The sequence below is a fragment of the Fenollaria sporofastidiosus genome, from assembly GCF_943169635.2.
GTDB classification, from domain to species: domain Bacteria; phylum Bacillota; class Clostridia; order Tissierellales; family Peptoniphilaceae; genus Fenollaria; species Fenollaria sporofastidiosus.
The window spans coordinates 280,414-302,675 of record NZ_OW968186.1 but is presented as its reverse complement, the minus strand read 5'-3'; the positions used below and the strand labels follow the sequence as shown (position 1 = coordinate 302,675).

The window sequence follows — 22,262 nt, the reverse complement described above, 5'->3', positions numbered from 1 at the left end:
GGTCACTTATGAAATTTGATATTAAAGATGCGATGACAATCAAACTTGATCCGGTATTGCCACCGATGCACAAGATTGATCCAAAGGTTAGAAGAGCACCTGTTAGAGATCTAACTCTTTCAAAGCACGAAATCGAGCTTGCACTAAGAAACGCTCTTAGATACATTCCAGAAGAGCTTCACGCTGAACTTGCTCCTGAGTTTATGGAAGAACTTATGACTAGAGGTAGAATCTACGGCTACAGATTTAGACCTGAAGGCAATATCAAGGCTAAACCTATCGACGAGTACAAGGGTAAATGCATCGAAGGTAAGGCAATACAACTAATGATAGATAACAACCTTGACTTCGACGTAGCACTATATCCATATGAGCTTGTTACTTACGGCGAAACAGGACAAGTTATGCAAAACTGGATGCAATACAGACTAGTTAAAAAGTACCTAGAAAATCTTACTGACGAACAAACACTAGTTATGGAATCAGGACATCCACTAGGCTTATTCAGAAGCCACAAGACATCACCAAGAGTTATAATTACAAACTCTTTAATGATAGGTGAGTTCGACAATCAAAAGCATTGGCACAAAGCAGTTGCAATGGGTGTTGCTAACTACGGACAAATGACTGCAGGCGGCTGGATGTATATTGGACCACAAGGTATAGTTCACGGAACATACAACACAGTTCTTAACGCTGCACGTCTAAAATTAGGCGTACCACACGATGGCGACTTAAGAGGCCACATCTTCATTTCATCAGGTTTAGGCGGAATGAGTGGCGCTCAAGGTAAGGCAGCTAAGATTGCAAATGGCGTTGGTATCATCGCCGAAGTTGATATATCAAGAATCAACACAAGACTTGAACAAGGCTGGATCGATGAATCATCTGACAACCTTGACCAAGTATTTAAGTGGGCAAACGATGCAAAGGAAAAGAAGATACCTAGAGCTATCGCTTATCATGGTAACATCGTAGACCTACTTGAATACTGCGTAAACAAAAACATTCACGTAGAACTTCTTTCTGACCAAACATCATGCCACGCTCAATACGACGGAGGTTACTGCCCACAAGGCTTAACATTCGAAGAAAGAACAAAGATGCTTGCTGAAGACAAGGAAGGCTTCTGCAAACTTGTTGACAAGACATTAAAGCATCACTTTGAATTAATTAAGACACTAGTAGATAGAGGAACATACTTCTTTGACTATGGTAACTCCTTCATGAAATCAGTTTTCGATGCAGGCGTTAAAGAGATAGCTAAGAACGGTGTTGATGAGTCTGAAGGCTTCATCTTCCCAAGCTATGTTGAAGATATCATGGGACCAATGTTATTCGACTACGGCTACGGACCATTCAGATGGGTTTGCTTATCAAATAAGGAAGAAGACCTAATCAAGACTGACCACGCAGCTATGGAATGCATTGACAAGGACAGAAGAGGACAAGACCTTGATAACTACATCTGGATAAGAGACGCTGAAAAGAACAAACTAGTTGTTGGTTCTCAAGCAAGAATTCTATACCAAGACGAAATTGGTAGACTAAAAATCGCTCTTAAGTTCAACGACATGGTAAGAAAAGGCGAAGTTGGCCCTATCATGCTAGGCCGTGACCACCACGACGTATCAGGAACTGACTCACCATTTAGAGAGACATCAAACATCAAAGACGGATCAAACATCATGGCAGACATGGCTACACAATGCTTTGCAGGTAACTGCGCAAGAGGTATGTCCATGGTTGCACTACACAACGGCGGCGGCGTTGGTATAGGTAAGTCCATCAACGGCGGCTTCGGTATGGTTCTAGACGGATCAGACAGAGTAGACACTATCTTAAAGGCAGCAATGCCTTGGGACGTTATGAGCGGTGTAGCAAGAAGAAGCTGGGCTAGAAACGACCACTCAATCGAAACAGCAATACAATACAACAAAGATCACAAGGACACTGACCACATTACTATTCCTTATCTAGTTGACGACAAGATTATAGAAAAAGAAATGGCAAAGGTGGATGAATATGAAGCAAAGCGTCATAATTAAAAATATATCTTCGCTTCTTGCAACAAAGGCACATGGCACAGTGAAAGCTGGCAAGGCACAAGGCGAAGTAGAAGTAATCAAGAACGCATATATAATAACAGAAGACGACAAGATAAAAGCACTTGGTACTATGGACGAGTACAAGACTATGGGAGTCGATGAAAGTAAGGCTACTGTCATCGATGCTACTGGTAAATTAGTTACACCAGGCCTTGTAGACTCGCACACACACCTTGTTCATGGCGGCTCGAGAGAAAACGAGCTTGCCATGAAGCTGCACGGCAAGACATACATGGACATCATGAATGCAGGAGGCGGCATACACGCAACACAAAAGCATACTAAAGAAGCAAGCTTTGAAGAGTTATATGAAAAGGCAAAACACTCATTAGATATCATGCTTAGCTACGGCGTAACAACAGTTGAAGCAAAGTCAGGCTACGGCATAGAAGACTTCGAGACAGAACTAAAGCAGCTAGAAGTTGCAAAGAAATTAAACGAAGACCACCCTATCGACTTAGTATCGACATTTATGCCATGCCACGCTATGCCTGATGAGTACAAAAATGACAGAGAAGCCTTTATAAATAAGGTCATTAACGAGTACAATCCTACAGTTATGAACAAGGGTCTTGCGGAGTTTGCAGACATCTTCTGTGAAGACGGTGTTTATACTATCGAAGAGTCAAGAAGAGTTCTAAAGGCATCAAGAGATGCTGGTTTTAAACTTAAGATACACGCAGACGAGCTTATTAGCTTTGGCGGGGCGGAATTAAGCGCCGAGCTAAAGTGCGTCTCAGCAGATCACTTGATAGGAGCTTCAGACGAAGGCATAAAGGCGATGGCGACTAATGGGGTTATAGCAAACGTCCTACCTTCAACAGCCTTCAACCTAAACACAGGCAAGTACGCAAGAGCTAGAAAGATGATAGAGGAAGGCTGCCCAGTAAGTATCTCAACAGACTACAACCCTGGATCATGCCCATCAGAGAACATACAACTAGCTATGCAAATCGCTTCAATCAAGATGAGAATGACACCAGAAGAAGTATTCAATGCAGCAACTATCAACGCAGCAGCAAGCGTACTTAGATCGGAATCCATAGGTTCGCTTGAAGTAGGTAAGAAGGCAGACATCGCCATCTTCAACTGCGAAAACATTGATTATTTCGTATATCACTTCGGTATAAACCACACATACAAAGTAATTAAGAGAGGAAAGGTCGTTTATGGCGCTTAAATCATATAGAGTATTAATAGTTGGAGGCTCACATATATATGCACTAGGTCTTAGAGCTTCACTCTCACTCTTTAGTGACATGCACGTCGTAGAGAGCTTTAGAGAAGCATCCCTAGCGCAAGACTATCTAACAAAGAAAAGCGTAGACTTTGTTATCTACGTCGATGATGAGCTAGACGAGAGCAAAAGGATTACAGATCTACAAGAGATTGCCGTTAAAAACAGACGCTACAGAATACTTCTTATGACAAACAAGCCAAGCCTAGAGATGATCATATCTCCAAAAGATTTCCACTTAGACGGCATCATGGATAAAGAGCTTACACGCGATGCACTTCACGACGCCCTCCTTGCTATGAGAAAAGGAGACGTCCTCGTGTCAAAGGAAAAGAACTTCAGCATCAAAACGGAACAAAAATTAGGGGACTTTTTGGACCACAAAGACTTATACGACACACTCAGCCCACGCGAAAAGCAAATCCTACTATGCATCAAAGACGGACTCAGCAATAAAGAGATAGCCGAAAGGTTTTATATAACAGTCTCAACCACAAAAACACATGCGAGAAACATATATAGAAAATTAGGCGTCAAATCGCGCTCTCAAGCAATAAAATTCTTGAATTAGTTTCGCATTCAAGCGAGCCCTTGTGCTCGTTCCTTCCTCGGCAATGCTCAGGTACATTTGTACATTCCGCTTGCCTCGTCGGTCCACGTCGCGCAATCATCACGCTTGCTCTGCAAAACTAGTGAATAAACTAGGATTGATCTAAAACATTACGAATAAATAAAGATTGATCTGATAAATTTGTGAGCAAAGACGCCTCGCAAAGTCATTTTAAATCCATCAAGGCAGCTAAGACTATCTTAGCTGTCTTTTATTTTGCTCTATATACATAGTAAGCGAGTCTATATATAAGAAGGCTCTATATACATAGCAAAGGGTCTATATATAGGTGTGGCATCATCTATACCATGTGCCATATACACGTAGCCTGATACATATAAACGAACTTATATACTTTAGACTGATTGCACCTACAAGTGTTGAAGTCTATTACTTAAGTATGAGTTCTCAAAAAAATCTTGTAATTATATGTAAGTGGTGTTATAATATAAGAAGGAGTCTCGATTAAGTAGAGTGTAGCATAGTTAGGCATCAATAGAGTTTATAGGCCGACTCTCTTGTATGACTTAACACCTAAACGATACATATTATAGGCTCTAATCTTAGCTAGGACCACTTAGGTCTTAAGCAAACGCAGAAATGCAAGGAGGTTTTTATGAAGAAGTTTATTTCACTTGTTTTAGCGCTAGCGCTTGTTATGACAGTACTTACTGCTTGTAAAGGTGGCAGCAACAAGTCAACTGGAGAAAAGAAGGGCGACAAGGACACACTTGTAATCGCTAACGACTCAGATGCTATATCACTAGACCCAATGGGAACTAACGATAACGCATCTTCTAAAGTTTTAGTTCAAATTTATGAAGGTCTATTCGAACTAAACGACAAAGCAGAAGAAGTTCCTCTACTAGCTGAAAGCTATGATAAGGTATCTGATACTGAATACGTTTTCCACCTAAGAAAGGGCGTTAAGTTCCACAATGGTGACGAAATGAAGGCATCAGACGTTGTATTCTCATTAAAACGTGCTTGTGAAGCACCTAACGTTAAGCACTTGTTCAATACTATCGATGAAGATTCTATCAAGGCTGACGACGATTACACTGTAAGATTCAATCTTAAGTTCCCTTATCCTGGTATCATTTCATCATTAATGCATCCAGGTGGAGCAATCCTTTGCCAAAAAGAAGTTGAAGCAGCTGGAGACAGCTACGGTACTTCTACTGATAAGGTTTGCGGTACAGGTCCATTTAAGCTTGACGAGTGGTCTAAAGCTAACGCTATCAAGCTAAGCAGAAACGAAGACTACTATGGAGAAAAGGCTAAGATGGCTAAGGTTGAATACAAGATCATCCCTGAACCAACTAACAGACTAGTTGAACTTCAAACTGGTGGAGCAGATATCATTTATGAACTACAACCACTTGATGTTGAAAAAGTTGAAAAAGATGAAAATCTTGTTATGTTAAAATCAGCTGACTATGGTACAACTTACCTAGGATTCAACACTCAAAAGGCACCTTTCGACAATCCAAAGGTTCGTCAAGCTATAGCATACGCTATCGATATGGACGACTTAATTCCAAAGGTTTGGTTAGGTCTAGGAAAAACTGCATCTAACTCAATGCCACCAACATTAAAATACTCTATCGGTGGAGAAACTAAGGCTAGAACTAGAGACATTGAAAAGGCTAAGGCACTTCTTGCTGAAGCAGGATATCCTAACGGCTTTGATACATCTATCTCTACTAACGAAAGAAAACAACGTGTTGACATGGCAACTATCATCAAAGAACAACTTAAAGAAGTTGGTATCAACGTAACTATCAATGTTATGGAATGGTCTGCATTTAACGACGTATTAAAGAATGCTAAACAAGATATGTTTGAAATCGCTTGGACTTCTGATACACCAGACCCAGACGCATTCTTATTCCCTTGCTTCCACTCAAGTGCAAAGGGTGAAGGCGGTAACTACTGCTGGTTAGAAGACCCAGAAATGGACAAGATGTTAGATGACGCTAGACAAGAACTTGACGAAACAAAGAGAGGCGAAATCTACAGAAAAGCTCAAGAGTACATTCTTGACAATCAAATTTGGATTCCTGAATACTGGTCAGAATTAACTGTAGCAACATCTAAGAATGTTGAAGGTTTTGAAATGAACAGCTTTGGTTACTACAAATTAAACAAAGTAGTTGTAAAATAGTAGAATAATACAAAATGGTGAAGGGGGGAGGTGGACATCTTCCCCCTCACATAGTTCAATTATATCGGAGGCATTATGATAAAATATATTATTAAGAGAATCCTCTATTTAATACCTGTTATCTTGCTTGTAAGTCTCTTCGTTTTCTGGTTATTATACATAACACCTGGAGACCCTGCTCGTAACATCTTAGGCCCATCAGCCACAGAAGAGCAAGTAACAGAACTTAGAGAAGAACTTGGCCTAAATGATCCATTCTTTACGCAATTTGGTAGATACATATCTAACCTAGTGCTTAAAGGTGACTTAGGTCGTAGTTACAGAACAAGAATGCCTGTTGTGCAAGAAATTGGCAACAGAGCAGGCGCAACAATCAGACTTGCGTTTTTAGCTATAACATTTGCTGTTATCTTAGGTATACCTATAGGTATCATCTCAGCTGTAAAACAATATAGTATATTCGATAACTTGACAATGATATTCGCCCTAATAGGTATATCAATGCCAGTATTCTGGTTAGGTTTACTACTAATCATGCTATTTAGTGTTCAGTTAGGCTGGCTACCTGCATCAGGCTTTGACATGCCTAATCAATGGGTTCTACCAGCGATAGCATTAGGAGCTCAATCAGTTTCTGTTATCACAAGACAAACAAGAAGCTCCATGCTTGAAGTAATTAGACAAGACTACATCAGAACTGCTAAGGCAAAAGGTCAAGATCAAAAAGTTATCATCAGAAAGCATGCTCTTGCAAACGCTCTTATCCCTATCACAACAGTTATCGGTACACAATTTGGACAACTTATGGGTGGAGCACTAATGACTGAAGTTATATTTAGTATTCCTGGCATAGGCAGACTTATGGTAGATTCAATCAAGATGAGAGACATACCTCTTGTTATGGGATGCGTATTGTTCGTTGCAGTTACATTTGCCCTTGTAAATCTAATTGTCGACATACTATACACATTCATAGATCCAAGAGTTAAGAGTCAATATATGTAGGTGATGATATGGCAGAAAAAAATATGAATAAAGAACAATCAGTTAAAAAATCAAAAAGACAAACAGGTCTTAGTGAAGTTTTAAAGAGAATGAAGAGAAACAAACTTGCTATGGTAGGTCTACTTATACTTATCATACTTGTTTTGGTTGCGATATTCGCAGACGTAGTTGCACCATATACATTCAATGACATGGTTGGTCCAACATACCAAACACCTAACTCACAATTCATTTTCGGTACAGACCACTTGGGCCGTGATATATTCTCTCGTGTTGTTTACGGTTCTAGAATCAGTTTAAAGGTTGGATTCATATCAGTATCCATCGCCTTAGCACTTGGTGTAACACTAGGCGCTGTTACTGGTTACTACGGCGGTAAAGTCGACACACTAGTTATGAGATTTATAGACGTGCTTCAAGCTATACCAGATATACTTTTAGCTATCGCCATCATGAGCGCACTAGGCACAGGCCTTGCAAACCTTATGATCGCCGTTGGTATAGCCTCGGTTCCAGCATATGCCAGAATCGTTAGAAGCTCTGTTTTAACTATAAAGGATAATGAGTTTGTTGAAGCTGCAAAGGCTAATGGTTCAAGCGACCTTAGAATCATCTTCAAGCACATCATTCCAAACTGTATGGCACCTATCATAGTTCAAGCAACTCTAGGTGTTGCATACGCAATCATTAACGCGGCAGGTCTATCCTTCATAGGACTAGGACTTGAACCACCTACACCAGAGTGGGGCGCTATGCTATCAGATGGTCGTTCATACATCATGGACTTCCCACACATCACATTGTTCCCAGGTTTAGCAATCGTTATTACCATCTTTGCTCTTAACGTTATGGGCGATGGTCTAAGAGATGCGCTTGACCCTAAGCTTAAGAGGTAGGAGGTTACTATGGAAAAAGGAAATTTACTTAACATCAGAGACCTATCTGTTGAGTTCAACACAGATTCAGGTGTCGTTAAAGCCGTTAATGGCATGAACTTGTCTCTTAATAAGAAGGAGACACTTGGCCTTGTTGGTGAAACAGGTGCCGGCAAGACAACTACTGCTCTTGCAATACTAAACCTTGTTCCTGATCCACCTGGAATTATTAGCTCAGGTGAGATTGACTTTGAAGGCAAGGATATATTAAAAACTAAAGAAAAAGATATGAGAAAGATAAGAGGGGAAAAGATTTCTATGATCTTCCAAGATCCTATGACAAGCTTGAACCCTGTTATGACTATTGGTAAGCAAATCGAAGAAGTACTTGCTCTACATACTAAACTTGATAAGAACGGTAGAAGAGAAAAGACTCTTGAAATGCTTGACCTAGTAGGAATTAGACGTGAGAGAGTTAATGACTATCCTCATCAACTTTCTGGTGGTATGAAGCAAAGAATCGTTATCGCCATGGCACTAGCATGTAACCCTGAGATAATCATTGCGGACGAACCAACTACTGCTCTAGACGTTACTATACAAGCTCAAGTTATGGAGCTTATGAAGGAACTTAAGAGCAAGTTTGATACATCCATCATCATGATTACTCACGACCTTGGTGTTATAGCTGAAATTGCTGACAAGGTAGCGGTTGTTTACGCTGGTGAAGTTGTTGAAAGCGGTACTACAAAAGACATCTACACTGACAAGAAGCACCCATACACTGTAGGACTTTTCTCATCAATACCAACTCTAACTGGCGATGTTGAAAGACTTCAAGTTATACCTGGTATGACACCAGACCCAACAAACTTACCGACTGGCTGTAAGTTCCACCCTAGATGCACTAAGTGCATGGAGATGTGCAAAACTGAAAATCCACCAGTATACGAAGTAAGCCCAGGTCACTATGTTAAATGCTTCTTATATAAAGACGCAGCCATGGGTGTAGAAGCCGAAGCTCATACAGAGAATGAGTCAGAAGATAAGTAGAGGAGGAAAGTCATGAGCGAAAATTTTATAGAAGTAAAACATTTATGTAAGTACTTTCCGACTAAAAAAGGCGTCCTACACGCAGTTGAAGACCTTAACTTTGAGATAAAGAAGGGCGAAACTCTTGGTCTTGTAGGCGAGTCAGGTTGCGGTAAGTCAACAGCTGGTCGTGCCATCATTAGACTACACGAACCAACAAGTGGAGAGATATGGTTTAACGGCGAAAACATCATTAATCGTCACACTAAGAAGGAAATGCACCAACTTAGACGCGAAATGCAAATCGTTTTCCAAGACCCATACTCATCACTAAACCCAAGACTTAACACTTTCGACTTGATTGCAGACGCACTTTATGTAAACAAGATTTACGATAGTAAGAAAGAGATAGAAAAAGTTGTTCTTGAAATGATGGAGACAGTAGGTCTTGAAAAGAGACTTATGAACTCCTACCCACACGAACTAGACGGTGGTAGAAGACAAAGAATTGGTATCGCAAGAGCCCTAGTAATGAGACCTGAGTTCATAGTACTTGACGAACCAGTATCAGCACTTGACGTATCAATACAAGCACAAGTACTAAACCTATTGCAAGACATACAAAAGGAAAAAGGACTAACATATTTATTTATATCACACGACCTTTCAGTTGTTCGTCACCTTTCAGACAGAGTTGCAGTAATGTACCTTGGACGTATGGTAGAGCTTGCAGACTACAAGCAAATATTTGAAAACACACTTCACCCATACACAAAGGCACTTCTTTCAGCAATACCTGTACCTGAATATGACTACAAACAAGAAAGAATTATACTTAAAGGCGACGTACCAAGCCCTATCGACCCACCAGACAGATGCGTATTCTACGGCAGATGCCCAATGAGAGACGAGAATGTTTGCGCAGGTCCACATCCTACACTAAAGGAAGTTGAGAACGGACATTTTGTTGCTTGTCACTTAGTAAAATAAAAAATTTCGAATTAAAATGGCGGCTTAGGCTTGTTCACTTTTCGGCAATGCTCGAGTATGCCCTATACACTCCGCTTGCCTCAAAGCTCCACTTCGTCTTATCCATCCTAGCGTAAAGGTTCTCGGACTTTAGTACGAGGTTCTTCTTTTCTCTTCGAAATTAGTGAATAAAGATATAAAGCAGATGCACACGCATCTGCTTTTCTTATGCCCGTTTACATTAAGCATCGCAAGCGAGTAAAACACTTTTCGATGTACAATACATTGGAAATTTTATGCACACATTTACATACAAAAAAGGAGCTAAGTATCTAGCTCCTAAGTTATCTATTAAATGTTTTTAACGTACTCTAATACAAAGTCCTTAAACCTTCTGCCTAGTGGACTAAGTGGCTTCTCTCTATGATACAAGAAGTAGAAATCTCTTGAGAAGTCAACACCCTTGATGTAAAGGTACTTGAACCTCTTCTGATTAATGTCGCGCTCAATTGCAATCTTGTTCATAAAGCTAAGACCAACGCCCTTGCTTACAAGTGACTTGATCGCTTCATTGTCATCACAAGTGCCAACTATCCTTAGCTTCCTTGCGTCCTTCGAGCTTTGGTATATAGCGTTGATGATTGTCTCAAGCGAGGCAGAACCATACTCCCTAAGTATAAAGTCTTCGTCAAGTAGCTCTTCAAAGCTAACTTGGTCACCATTCTTAAGATTTTCAAACTTATCGTTAGGCACTATAAGTACGCTCGTATCCTTCACAAGCTTTACGAAGTCAAGCTTTGGATTGCCAGTCATCTTACCAACGATTGCAAAGTCGTTCTCGTATGATAGTATTCGTTTGATAGCTTCCTTCGAGTCACTTCCTTGCAAAGAGAAACTTATCTTTGGATGCTCTGCCAAGAAAGATTTGATTAGATCAGGTAGTATGTACTCTCTCGGGATGGAACTTGAAAGTATACTAATCTTGCCTTGTAGTCCTTGGTCATATGCATCAATCTCGTACTTCGCGTTGTTGATTTGATCAAGAATTTTCTCTGCATGCTCGTATAGTATCTTACCCGATGGTGTAACTCTAAAAAGTCTACCGCTTCTGTCGATAAGGTCGCTACCTACTTCCTTTTCAAGAGCTGTTATGTGATTAGACACAGTCGGTTGCGTTATAAATAGTTTTTCTGCAGCTTTCGAGAAACTTTCTAGTCTCACGACCTCTACAAAAGTTTCTATTTGTCTTATGTCCATAAAATTTCCTCCTATATATAAGGATATTCTATCACAAGTATTGATTATTTTCAAGACAATTATTAAAATATATCGAAGATTCAAACAAATTTTTATATATCTATGAAGATGCTTCTTTTACTTTATTTTCTTATGTATATGCGTTTTTTATTGCTATTTACACAGCTTTATAATATAATAGAAGTGGTGAGGATTATGATTTATTTAGATAATTGTGCAACAACAAAAGTATATAAAGAGGCGATGGAGGCGGCGCTTCATGCGTTTGAAGTGACTTACGCTAATCCTTCGAGCATACATAAGGCAGGCTTCTTATTAAGGAATGACTTTGAAGAAGCGAGGAGGGCTATAAAGAACTTTCTCAATGTCAAGACTGGAGAGATTATTTTTACGTCTTGTGCTAGCGAAGCGAACAACATCATCCTTAATTCGATCAAGGATATAAAGAAGAAGAAAATTCTGACAACGGCGGTCGAGCATCAAGCGATGAACAAGCCTATTGACAATTTAATTGCAAATGGTTTTGAAGTAGTAAAGCTTCATCCAAAGGACGGACAAATTACTTTAGAAGACATTTTAACTAAGCTTGATGATAGTTTTGGCTTCGTCTCCATAATGCATGTCAACAACGAAGTGGGCAGCATCTTCGATGTGCAAAGCATTGCTTGTGAAGTAAAGAAGCTTTATCCCGATATAATTTTTGCGACTGATGCGGTGCAAGCCTTTGGCAAGCTTCGTATTGATTTAAGCGAAGGAAACATTGATTTTCTGTCGATGTCGGGGCACAAGGTTCACGCACCTAAGGGCATTGGCTGCCTTTATGCACGCGATGTGAATTTAGTTAAGCCGCTTATCTATGGCGGCGAGCAAGAATTTTCTCTAAGAGCAGGAACTGAGAATGTTCCAGGTGTACTTGCTCTAGCTGAAGCGGTTAAGGTGCTTGACAAAAACTTGGAAGCGAATTTTGCTTATGTACAAAATTTAAAGATTAAAATGATAGCTAGCTTAAAAGAGCTTGACGGCGTTAAGGTTCACTCAGAGGGCGAGGGCTATTCGCCGTACGTTATGTCTGTAGCCTTTGATAATATCAAGGCAGAGGTCTTGGTGCACATCTTGGAGCAAGATGAGGTCTATATATCAACGTCTTCTGCTTGCTCATCGAAGCAAAAAAAGCACATGAGAGTACTTGAAGGCTATGGCTATGGTGAAAAAGAAGCTGAAGAGACGGTTAGAGTGTCATTTTCTGAGATGAACACTGAAGAAGAGGTCTTGAAGGCTGCGGAGCTTATTAAAAAAGCGGTTAAATTTATTAGGAGTGTTAAAAAATGATGATGGATAAAGTGTATTTGATAATCAGTGAGGGCGAGATGCACCTTAAGGGCGGCAACAGAAGGTACTTCGAGCAAAAACTTATTTCAAACATTGACAAGAACTTAAAAGATATTGGCTACGACATCCTTTATAATGATATAGGCAAGATTATTATAGAAGTGGACGATGCAAAATCTGAAAAAGCGATTGAGGCCTTGAAGAAGGTCTTCGGCATAGTTTGGATCAGAAAGGCTTATAGATGCGAGAAGGACATCGAAGTGATCAGAAGCCTCGCTATTGACTTAGTGAAGGAAAAAAATTTAAAAGGCACTTTCAAGGCATCGTCAACAAGAGCGGACAAGAAGTTCCCGCTTAATTCGATGGAGCTTGCAAGAGACATAGGTGCAGCTATACTTATAAATACGGACGGACTTAAGGTTGATGTCCACAGTCCTGAGCACGAAGTTTATGTCGATATAAGGAAATTTGCCTACGTTTCAGTAGAAAAGCACAAGGCGCTAGGCGGCATGCCAAAGGCGACTAACGGCAAGGCGCTTTGCCTATTATCAGGCGGTATAGACAGTCCAGTCGCTCTATATATGATGGCGAAGCGCGGCGTTAAGGTCGACGCAATACATTTTCACTCATACCCATTTACCTCGCTGCAAGCACTTGAGAAGGTTAAAGGCCTTAGAGATATAGTCGCTAGCTATACAGGTGACATCAAGCTATATTCATATAATATGCTTGACGCTTACACAGCCATCAATCAAAATATGAACGTTTCGTACACAACAGTCGTTTCAAGAAGGATAATGATGCGCGTTGCGAAGAAGCTCGCTCATGACAAGGGTTACGACGCCATCATCACAGGGGAGAATATCGGCCAAGTCGCATCTCAGACAATGTATGGCATTAAAGCGATAGAGGACGCGACAGACATGGTCATCTTTAGACCGCTCATAGCCTTTGATAAGCTTGACATCATTGACATAGCGAAAAAGATAGGCACTTATGATAAGTCCATAGAACCATTTGACGACTGCTGTTCAGTATTTTCGCCAGACCATCCACAAACGAGACCACTAATAGCTGATGTTAAACGCGAAGAAGAAAAAATTGACATAGACGCAATAGTAGAGGATATTTATGAAAAAGGAGAGTTAATATGAAACTAAGTTTTTTAGGCGCAGCACAAGAAGTAACTGGCTCCAACTATTTACTTGAAGCCTGTGGCAAGAAGATTGTCATAGACTGTGGCATGTTTCAAGGCAGTAAGGACCTTGAAGAGCTGAACAGGAGGCCCTTTGATTACAATGTAGGGGACATTGACAAAGTGCTCATAACTCACGCACACATCGATCACATAGGAAGGCTTCCTAAGATGGTTAAGGACGGCTACGACGGCGAAGTCATCATGACTAAGGCGACTATGGACCTAGCTCCAGTTATGCTTTACGACTCAGCCAAGATTGGTATGCAAGACGCCGAGACTGAGGCTAAGAAGAATCTTCGTCAAGGCCTTGATCCAGTTGAGCCTCTCTATACAGACGTAGACGTTGATGAGACCCTTAAACTACTTAGGGGCTACGCTTATGGTGAAGAGATAGAGCTTTTTGATGGCATCAAAATCGTTTTCAGAGATGCAGGTCATATACTTGGCTCAGCCATTATAGAAATTTATATAAATGAAGATGGCAAAGAGACGAAACTTGTTTTTTCTGGTGACCTTGGTATGCCAGATAGGCCTCTACTAAAGGATCCGACATTCATCAAGGACGCGGACTACGTCATAATGGAGTCAACTTATGGTAATCGCAATCACGAAAAACTTACAGACAGCACCCAAAATCTGATTGAGATCATAGATAAAACTGTTGCTAGAGGCGGAACCGTTCTAATACCAAGCTTTGCAGTTGGTAGAAGCCAAGAGCTTATATACTTATTAAACAAAGAGTTCGAGAAGAGAAAAAATAATAATATCAGAGTTTTTCTTGATTCGCCAATGGCGGTCGACGCGACAGAAGTTTTTATGCGTAACTACGATATTTTGGATGAGGATACACAAAAGCTGCTTAAGTCGGGCGATGATCCGCTTATGTTTAAGCACCTAAAGTACATCCGCGAGACAGAGGAGTCAAAGGCACTTAATGCAGACGAGGCACCAAAGGTCATCATCGCATCATCAGGCATGATGACAGCAGGCAGAATAAGGCATCACTTAAAGAACTGTTTGTGGGACAAGAGAAACTCACTTGTCATAGTTGGTTACCAAGCAGAAGGCTCTTTAGGCCGCATCATTCTTAGCGGCGTAAGAAGAGTTAAGCTCTTTGGTCAAATGGTGGATGCGGGTCTAGAAGTTTATGACTTACAAGGCTTTTCTGCACATGCCGATCAAAATATGCTACTAAAGTGGCTAGATGCCTTTGAGACTAAGCCTAAAAAAGTATTCTTGGTTCATGGTGAGAGCGATGCACAAGAAATTTTGAAGCAAAAGTTAATTAGAGACGAAGGCCTTGATGTCTACGTACCAAAGCTTGGCGAAACTATTGACCTAGCTACTGGTGAAAGTGCAAGGATAGAAGTTCATAAGAACAAGCTCGCTGGCGAAGAAGAGCTTAAGAAGAGCTTTGACAATCTTCTAGCCGCTTTCTCAAACATAGTTATGAGCTCAAATAAATTATATACGAAGGAACACTTAAAGAAGAGTAAAAAGCTTAAGGACGCACTTGACGAGGCAGAACTTGCCTTAGTTAACGTCAATAAAGAGCTTAACTCGTAGGAGGAGAGAAATGAAGTACACAAAAACACTGAAGCGCCTGCTTGGGGACGCGATCAGAATAGACAAGAAGATGATTTTATACATCTTATTTGCCTGTCTCTTAGGGGCCTTCGCTCCACTAGTTTTATCACTAATGCCTAAGCTAATAGTTGGAGTCGTAGAAAATCCTGGCACAGACGCGATTAGAAGGATTTTACTAATCTCGCTTGGCTTTTTTGCCTTGGAGTTCTTAGTTGAGGGCGTAAGCCTTTACTGCGCATCACAAGCAAGACTAGTTGCTAATAAAACTAGATTTGAGCTAATGCATGAGCAAAATAAAAAGATGGCAGCTGCCGACTTTAAATACATAAGTGATAGATCTCTCTTCAAGATATATGGCATGGCCTTTGAAGCAACAGCTGGCGATATGCAAGGCGTTGTTGGAATGCTACAACACTTTGCTCAAACGGCACCTATACTACTTTCAATGATATTTATAGGTGCAATCATTACAGTACTATCACCAATAACTGGAGCCCTCTTACTTTTATATGTAATTAGCTACGCTTATGCACAAAGAAAGGCAAATACTGAAGTTACTGACAACATGGAAGAACTTAGCAAGATAGGCGACGGCATTAGATACTTTACTAGAACAGCTGGCGATTTTAAATCTGGTAAAGAGATAAGACTATTTAATTTAAAAGACATGATACTTAACACTTACAAGAGCCTTATTGATAAAAGAAAAAGCTATGACCTAAGAGCTGTAGCTAAAACTTTTAGAAAGAGCCTTTTATCGGTTCTTATTTTAATCATTGCACAGGACATTTTTGCTTATACACTTATACTTAATTTTAAAAACGGTTCAGTCGATACTGGTAGCTTTTTAATGTATCTAACACTTATGCTGCAATTTGTATTTACAGCAGATAGAGCTATAGAAGACTATGAATATTATGTAGTAAACCAATCATTGTACGTAGAGAATCTTTACGATTTGATTGATACAGATAAGCTAAATTCAGACCATGGCACTAGAGATAAACTTAGTGGCGCAGTTGATATTGAGTTTAGAAATGTTAGCTTTGCTTATCCAAATACAGACAAGAAAGTGCTTGATAACTTAAGCTTTAAGATAGCTAAGAATGAAACCATCGCTCTAGTTGGTAACAATGGCGAGGGCAAGTCAACCATAATCAATTTATTAGTAAGATTATTTAGACCAGACGAAGGCGAGATACTTCTTAATGGCGTAAACATCAATGAGTTCAAGGAAGAAGAGCTATATAAGATGTTTGCCTGCATATTCCAACAGGTAAATATCTATCCATATACACTTGGTAATAATATTTCTATGCGTGAAACTTATGATTTAGAAAGAGCCAAGAGAGCCATAGAGGACGTGGGACTTAAGGAGCGTATTGAAGAAGAGAAAAACGCTTACGAAAGAAATATGTCTCATGAGATAGCTAAGGACGCTCTTGAGCTATCGGGCGGACAAGAGCAAAAGCTTGCCATCTCGAGAGCTGTGTACAAGGACTCACCTATACTTATACTAGATGAGCCAACAGCAAACCTCGATGCGCTTGCTGAGCACGAAATTTATTCCAGGCTAAATGACTTAAGAGAGGACAGAACGTCAATATACATCTCGCACAGACTGTCTTCGACAAAGTTCTGCGATAGAATTATCTTATTAAAGGGCGGAAAGATCTTCGAAGAGGGCACTCACGATGAGCTTATGAAAAAGAAGGGTGAATATTACGAAATGTTCACTATACAAGGTAAGTACTATACAGAGGAGGCCTAAATATGAAAAACTTTAAAGAACATATGAAGATATACGGCTTCATGATCAAATCAATTTGGGAATACTCCAAGAAAACAGTATTTTTAATCTTACTAGCCTCTTTATCATCAGCAGGACTTTTACTAATAAATGTATTTTTACCAAAACTAGTTATTGACTCAATAATGAGCGGAGCAGGTTTTGAGATAGTGACTTACGTGGTGCTTATGGTACTTGCAAACGTTATCTTAGCCAAAATTCCTGGCTACGTCAACAACTACATTAACAACGTCGATATTTCAGGTATATATCAACAAGTGCGTTACAATATATGCGAGAAGACTATGAAGCTTGATTATTCTATGCTTGAGAACAAAGACTACATGAATCTTAAGGATCAAGCGGACTTTATCATGAGTACTAATTCGCCTCTATCAAACTTCGTACAGATATTGGCGGAAGTTTTTGTTTCCTTCGTTGTAGTAATATTTTTAGCGGTAATCGCTTTTAGCTTCTCCTGGGTTTTAGGCCTTGTTCTTCTTCTGGTAGCGAGCCTAAACTTCGCTATAGGTGCTTGGTGCAATATGAAGATGGGAAGCTTTATGGGTTCAATTGAAGATGTTAATAGAGAGTTTTCTGCTTACATGAATATTATTTATGGACATAGCGAGATGATGGACGTAAAACTATTCTCCATGCATAACTTGGTTAATGGTTCAATATATAAATTAATGAATAGAATTAGCGAGAAGGCGGGAGTAGTATATGTAACTTCCTCGCTTGCTGCTTTCTTCAGCGGTATCTTAGACGGTGTATCAAGAGCTTTAAGCTACATCTATATATCAGTAAGAGCTGTATCGAATGTTTTTGGACCGCAAATCTCACTTGGTTCCTTCGCTCTATACACATCGGCCTTTGTTAATTTCAACCAAAGAGTTAGAATCATTTCGCAAAACTATGTTGACATGATTATGATGAGAAACATGACAGAGCCTTACTACAGATTTATGAATTTGCCAGAAGCAAAGGCAAAAGCATATGAATATGAAATGCCTAAGTCCATTGACACGATTGAGTTTAAAGACGTTTGGTTCAAGTACCCAAGCTCTGAAGACTACGTACTAAAGAATTTATCCTTCAATATTAACAAGGGCGAAAAGATTTCTATAGTAGGTCTCAATGGCGCTGGTAAGACTACCATCATCAAGTTAATGACTAGGCTATATGAGCCAACAAAGGGTGAGATACTGCTTAATGGCCTTGACATATCTAAGATAAAGATGGACGAGTACCAAAAGCTTATTTCCGTTGTTTTCCAAGACTATAATATATACAATTTCCCTGTGGCAGAGACGGTTGCATCAAAGACTGATTACGACAGAGAAAAAGTTACTAAAGTATTGAAAGATATTGACATATATGATAAAATAAATTCGTTAAGTAGCGGTATGGACACTAAGGTCTCCATGGGCTACTCTGAAACGGGAGAAAAACTATCGCAAGGACAGTTCCAAAAGCTAGCAATTGCAAGAAGCTTATACAAGGACAGCGAGCTTGTTATACTTGACGAACCAACATCGGCACTTGATCCGAAGAGCGAGGCGGAGATTTACGAGAACTTCAACTACCTTGTTAAGGAGAAGACATCGATATACATCTCACACAGAATGAGTTCGTCGATATTCTGCGATAGAATTTTGTTAATAAATAACGGTACTGTAGAAGATTTTGACACGCATCACAATCTAATGCAAAAGACAGACAGCCTTTACTACAAGATGTTCAATGCGCAAAAAGAAAACTACGAGTACCAAGAGGAGGAAAAAAGCTATGAGAATGAGTAAAATGTTTTTTAAAACATTGAGAGAGGATCCTAGCGAAGCAGAGATTGCATCACATAAACTACTATTAAGAGGCGGCTTTATCAAGAAGAGCGCCTCAGGAATTTATTCATACATGAACCTTGGCTACAGAGTAATTAGAAAGATTGAAGAGATAGTTAGAGAAGAGATGGACTCACACGACGCTCAAGAGATCAACATGAGTGCTGTTCAGCCAAGAGAGCTTTGGGAAGAGTCAGGTAGATGGGATACCTTCGGACCAGAGATGTTCAAGCTAAAGGACAGAAACGACAGAGAGTTCTGTCTTGCACCAACAGCTGAGGAGTTTTTCACAGACCTTATAAGAAGCGATGTGAACTCATATAAGAAGCTGCCAATAAATATCTACCAAATCAAAACTAAGTATAGAGACGAGAAGAGACCGAGATTTGGTATCAATAGAGCGAGAGAGTTTTTGATGAAGGATGCTTACTCCTTTGACAAGACTCAAGAGGACATGATAGCTAGTTACAAAAACATGTGGGAAGCGTACGAAAACATCTACGACAGACTTGAACTTGATTACAGGATAGTTAGAGGAGACTCAGGTGCCATCGGTGGTAACGAGTCACACGAGTTCACTGCACTTTCTGATGTTGGTGAAGGCGTGATCACATATTGCGACAGCTGCGACTTCTCTGCAACTGATGAAAAAGCAGAAGTAGCTTATAATTATGACAATAGTAGTGAAGATATAAAAGAGCTTGAAAAAGTTGAGACAAAGGGCTGTAAAACTATTGACGACCTAGCAAAACTTTTAAAAGTTGAAAAAGATAGATGCCTTAAGGCAGTTGACCTAGTGGTTAGAGGAGAAAAAATCGTAGTCTTCATACCAGGATCAAGAGAGCTTAACCTAACAAAATTAATAAAGCATCTTGGCTGCGCAGAGCATGAGATAGAGATGATGGGCGAAGAAGACATCAAGGCTATGGGCTCCTTCCCAGGCTACACTGGTCCTATCGGCTTAAAGGCTGACAGACTTATCGCAGATGAAAGAGTTAAGAATATCAAAAATGCTGTCATAGGCGCGAACGAAGAAGATTATCACTATATGAACTACAATATTAGCGACGATGAAAAATTTGAATTCGTAGACGATTTACTAATGATAGCTGAGGGCGATGTTTGTCCTAAGTGCGGCGGTAAACTTGAGTTCAAGAGAGGCATCGAGGTCGGAAACATCTTCCAACTTGGTCAAAAGTACTCAAAATCAATGAAGGCAACATTCTTAGATGAGAATGGCAAGGACGAATACTTCTGGATGGGCTGCTACGGCGTAGGTATATCAAGAACAGTATCTGCCATAGTTGAGCAAAACAACGATGAAAAGGGTATCATTTGGCCGATATCATCATGTCCATACGAAGCCATCGTTACAATTGTCAATGTAAAAGATGAAGAGCAAAATAAACTTGCTGAAGAGATTTACGAAAAACTATTGGCAGAGAAAGTCGAAGTGCTTCTTGATGACAGAGCAGAAAGAGCCGGCGTTAAATTTAACGATAGAGACCTGATCGGTATACCTCTTAGAATTACAGTAGGTAAGCTTGCTAGCGAAGGCAAGGTTGAGTACTCAACTCGTCGTGAGATGGAAAATGAAGAGATAGATGCTAGCGAAGCTATTAACAAGATCATTGCATATATAAAGGAAAGGAAGAATAATCGTGGATAAAAAAGTTAGAGTAAGATTTGCACCATCGCCAACAGGTTTTGTGCACATAGGCTCATTAAGAACAGCGCTATATAACTACTTATTCGCTGAAAAGATGGGCGGCGACTTCATCTTAAGAATCGAAGACACAGACAGAACACGTTATGTCGAAGGTGCTATAGAAAACTTGATAAACTCACTTCACTGGGCTGGTATACACTACAGCGAAGGCGTTTTTATTGAAGATGGAAAAGTAGTTCAAAAAGGTGACTACGGTCCATATATACAATCAGAAAGACTTGATATATATAAGAAATATGTTGATCAGCTAATCGAAGAGGGCAAGGCATACTACTGCTTCTGCGATAAGGAAAGACTTGATAGAATCAGAGAAGAAAGACAGATAAAGGGCCTTATACCAAAGTATGATGGCTTCTGTAGAAATATTCCTCTTGACGAAGCAAAGAAAAGGGTTGCAAATGGCGAGCCATACGTAGTTAGACTAAAATTACCAAAGGATACAGACATAACATTCCACGACGTAGTTAGAGGCGACATCACCATAAACACAGAAGATATAGATGATCAAGTATTACTAAAATCAGACGGCTTCCCAACATATCACATGGCAGTCGTAGTCGACGATCACCTAATGGGCATCACACACATCGTTAGAGGGGAAGAGTGGCTACCATCTACACCAAAGCACGTATTTTTATACGAGGCACTTGGCTGGGAAAAGCCAGAGTACGTTCACTTACCAACAGTACTTAACAAAGACAGAAAGAAATTATCAAAGAGACAAGGCGACGTATCAGTAGAAGACTTCAAAGACAAAGGCTATTTGCCAGAAGCTTTAAATAACTACTTAGCACTAGTTGGCTGGTCACCAGAAGATAATAAAGAAATATTTACTATGGATGAGCTAATCAAAGAGTTCTCATTCGAAAGAGTTTCCAAGACAGGCGGCATCTTTGATAAAGACAAGCTTGATTGGGTAAACGCACAATTCTTAAGAAATCAAGACATCAATGTATTGAGAGAAGAAGCAAGCAAAGAATTAGTTAAAGCAGGACTAATCACAGAAGACTTTGCCAAAGAGCATAAAGAGTATATGGAAGTTTTAATCGATACACTTAAAGACTCCATCTCACTAATGACAGAATTGCCAGAGAAGGCAAAATTCATCTTTGAAGAGCTTCCACTTGCAGATGAAACAAAAGAATTCTTAGAAGGCGAAAACGCAGAGAACGCAAAAGTGCTTGCAAACACAATCGAAGAAGAGCTTTCATCAGTAGACGAAATCACACTTGATTACGCCAAGACATTCATGAAGAATATACAAAAGAAGACAGGCATCAAAGGCAAAAACCTTTATATGCCAGTCAGAGCGATGATTTCCTTCTCAGTACACGGACCAGAAATGGATAGGATACTTTACTTATTAGGTAAAGAAAAGATATTCAAGAGATTAGATAAATTTAAATAAATTATTAGAAAAATGACTATGGGCTTTGCGCGATGCAGAGCCCATTTTTTATTGTGGGTTGACCACAATAAAACCCCCAGCTATGCTGGGGGAATCAGTAGCTTTAGCTTCAAGTTAA

16 protein-coding genes are annotated in these 22,262 nt (G+C 39.9%); 15 read left to right on the top strand and 1 reads right to left on the bottom strand.

The window, feature by feature from the left end; genetic code table 11:
* The first annotated feature begins 8 nt into the window (after positions 1–8).
* The 8 genes from hutU (at position 9) to KO172_RS01410 (ending at position 10,024) form a co-directional block, all read left to right on the top strand.
* Positions 9–2,048: a urocanate hydratase gene (gene hutU / locus KO172_RS01445; protein WP_215491814.1), complete on the top strand. Its 2,040-nt coding sequence runs from the start codon at positions 9–11 to the stop codon at positions 2,046–2,048.
* The gene (gene hutI / locus KO172_RS01440) at positions 2,026–3,288 is read left to right on the top strand and encodes an imidazolonepropionase (protein ID WP_215491813.1); all 1,263 of its coding nucleotides are present in this window, start codon (positions 2,026–2,028) and stop codon (positions 3,286–3,288) included. The genes hutU and hutI overlap by 23 nt, the downstream gene beginning before the upstream one ends.
* Complete coding sequence (locus KO172_RS01435) at positions 3,278–3,916, top strand: helix-turn-helix transcriptional regulator (RefSeq protein WP_215491812.1); 639 nt, start codon at positions 3,278–3,280, stop codon at positions 3,914–3,916. The genes hutI and KO172_RS01435 overlap by 11 nt, the downstream gene beginning before the upstream one ends.
* A gap of 655 nt (positions 3,917–4,571) precedes the next feature.
* The gene (locus tag KO172_RS01430) at positions 4,572–6,122 is read left to right on the top strand and encodes an ABC transporter substrate-binding protein (RefSeq protein WP_215491811.1); all 1,551 of its coding nucleotides are present in this window, start codon (positions 4,572–4,574) and stop codon (positions 6,120–6,122) included.
* Positions 6,123–6,197: 75 nt separating this feature from the next.
* Entirely contained in the window at positions 6,198–7,127 is a 930-nt protein-coding gene (locus KO172_RS01425) for an ABC transporter permease (RefSeq protein WP_215491810.1), read from the top strand.
* An 8-nt stretch (positions 7,128–7,135) separates the two neighbouring features.
* Positions 7,136–8,023 (top strand): ABC transporter permease, encoded by an 888-nt coding sequence (locus KO172_RS01420; RefSeq protein WP_019214144.1) that lies wholly within the window; start codon positions 7,136–7,138, stop codon positions 8,021–8,023.
* A gap of 9 nt (positions 8,024–8,032) precedes the next feature.
* Positions 8,033–9,055, top strand: coding sequence for an ABC transporter ATP-binding protein (locus tag KO172_RS01415; protein ID WP_215491809.1), 1,023 nt, complete (start codon positions 8,033–8,035; stop codon positions 9,053–9,055).
* Positions 9,056–9,067: 12 nt separating this feature from the next.
* Positions 9,068–10,024, top strand: coding sequence for an ABC transporter ATP-binding protein (locus tag KO172_RS01410; RefSeq protein WP_215491808.1), 957 nt, complete (start codon positions 9,068–9,070; stop codon positions 10,022–10,024).
* 330 nt (positions 10,025–10,354) lie between these two features.
* Here KO172_RS01410 and KO172_RS01405 read toward each other — a convergent pair whose 3' ends face one another.
* Positions 10,355–11,260, bottom strand: a complete 906-nt coding sequence (locus KO172_RS01405) for a selenium metabolism-associated LysR family transcriptional regulator (protein ID WP_215491807.1) — start codon at positions 11,258–11,260, stop codon at positions 10,355–10,357.
* Positions 11,261–11,455: 195 nt separating this feature from the next.
* Here KO172_RS01405 and KO172_RS01400 point away from each other — a divergent pair, with 195 nt between their 5' ends.
* The 7 genes from KO172_RS01400 to gltX are packed head-to-tail and all read left to right on the top strand — an operon-like array spanning position 11,456 to position 22,144.
* On the top strand, positions 11,456–12,589 hold the full coding sequence (locus KO172_RS01400) for a cysteine desulfurase family protein (protein WP_215491806.1): 1,134 nt from the start codon (positions 11,456–11,458) through the stop codon (positions 12,587–12,589).
* Positions 12,586–13,743 (top strand): tRNA uracil 4-sulfurtransferase ThiI, encoded by a 1,158-nt coding sequence (gene thiI / locus KO172_RS01395; protein WP_251320103.1) that lies wholly within the window; start codon positions 12,586–12,588, stop codon positions 13,741–13,743. Before KO172_RS01400 ends, thiI begins: the two co-directional genes overlap by 4 nt.
* A complete protein-coding gene (locus tag KO172_RS01390; protein ID WP_215491805.1) occupies positions 13,740–15,353 on the top strand; it encodes an MBL fold metallo-hydrolase RNA specificity domain-containing protein in 1,614 nt (537 codons plus the stop codon). The genes thiI and KO172_RS01390 overlap by 4 nt, the downstream gene beginning before the upstream one ends.
* 10 nt (positions 15,354–15,363) lie before the next feature.
* Entirely contained in the window at positions 15,364–17,145 is a 1,782-nt protein-coding gene (locus KO172_RS01385; protein ID WP_215491804.1) for an ABC transporter ATP-binding protein, read from the top strand.
* A gap of 2 nt (positions 17,146–17,147) precedes the next feature.
* On the top strand, positions 17,148–18,968 hold the full coding sequence (locus tag KO172_RS01380; RefSeq protein ID WP_215491803.1) for an ABC transporter ATP-binding protein: 1,821 nt from the start codon (positions 17,148–17,150) through the stop codon (positions 18,966–18,968).
* A complete protein-coding gene (locus tag KO172_RS01375) occupies positions 18,955–20,676 on the top strand; it encodes a proline--tRNA ligase (RefSeq protein ID WP_215491802.1) in 1,722 nt (573 codons plus the stop codon). The genes KO172_RS01380 and KO172_RS01375 overlap by 14 nt, the downstream gene beginning before the upstream one ends.
* Positions 20,669–22,144 (top strand): glutamate--tRNA ligase, encoded by a 1,476-nt coding sequence (gene gltX, locus KO172_RS01370; protein WP_215491801.1) that lies wholly within the window; start codon positions 20,669–20,671, stop codon positions 22,142–22,144. Before KO172_RS01375 ends, gltX begins: the two co-directional genes overlap by 8 nt.
* Positions 22,145–22,262: the final 118 nt, after the last annotated feature.

Excerpts from the sequence above, each read along its gene's own strand:
- KO172_RS01390 (WP_215491805.1), top strand. The coding sequence starts at position 13,740 with ATGAAACTAAGTTTTTTAGGCGCAGCACAAGAAGTAACTGGCTCCAAC.
- KO172_RS01425 (WP_215491810.1), top strand. The coding sequence starts at position 6,198 with ATGATAAAATATATTATTAAGAGAATCCTCTATTTAATACCTGTTATC.
- KO172_RS01385 (WP_215491804.1), top strand. The coding sequence starts at position 15,364 with ATGAAGTACACAAAAACACTGAAGCGCCTGCTTGGGGACGCGATCAGA.
- thiI (WP_251320103.1), top strand. The coding sequence starts at position 12,586 with ATGATGATGGATAAAGTGTATTTGATAATCAGTGAGGGCGAGATGCAC.
- hutU (WP_215491814.1), top strand. The coding sequence starts at position 9 with ATGAAATTTGATATTAAAGATGCGATGACAATCAAACTTGATCCGGTA.
- KO172_RS01415 (WP_215491809.1), top strand. The coding sequence starts at position 8,033 with ATGGAAAAAGGAAATTTACTTAACATCAGAGACCTATCTGTTGAGTTC.
- KO172_RS01375 (WP_215491802.1), top strand. The coding sequence starts at position 18,955 with ATGAGAATGAGTAAAATGTTTTTTAAAACATTGAGAGAGGATCCTAGC.
- KO172_RS01400 (WP_215491806.1), top strand. The coding sequence starts at position 11,456 with ATGATTTATTTAGATAATTGTGCAACAACAAAAGTATATAAAGAGGCG.
- hutI (WP_215491813.1), top strand. The coding sequence starts at position 2,026 with ATGAAGCAAAGCGTCATAATTAAAAATATATCTTCGCTTCTTGCAACA.
- KO172_RS01405 (WP_215491807.1), bottom strand. The coding sequence starts at position 11,260 with ATGGACATAAGACAAATAGAAACTTTTGTAGAGGTCGTGAGACTAGAA.
- KO172_RS01420 (WP_019214144.1), top strand. The coding sequence starts at position 7,136 with ATGGCAGAAAAAAATATGAATAAAGAACAATCAGTTAAAAAATCAAAA.
- KO172_RS01380 (WP_215491803.1), top strand. The coding sequence starts at position 17,148 with ATGAAAAACTTTAAAGAACATATGAAGATATACGGCTTCATGATCAAA.
- KO172_RS01410 (WP_215491808.1), top strand. The coding sequence starts at position 9,068 with ATGAGCGAAAATTTTATAGAAGTAAAACATTTATGTAAGTACTTTCCG.
- KO172_RS01435 (WP_215491812.1), top strand. The coding sequence starts at position 3,278 with ATGGCGCTTAAATCATATAGAGTATTAATAGTTGGAGGCTCACATATA.
- KO172_RS01430 (WP_215491811.1), top strand. The coding sequence starts at position 4,572 with ATGAAGAAGTTTATTTCACTTGTTTTAGCGCTAGCGCTTGTTATGACA.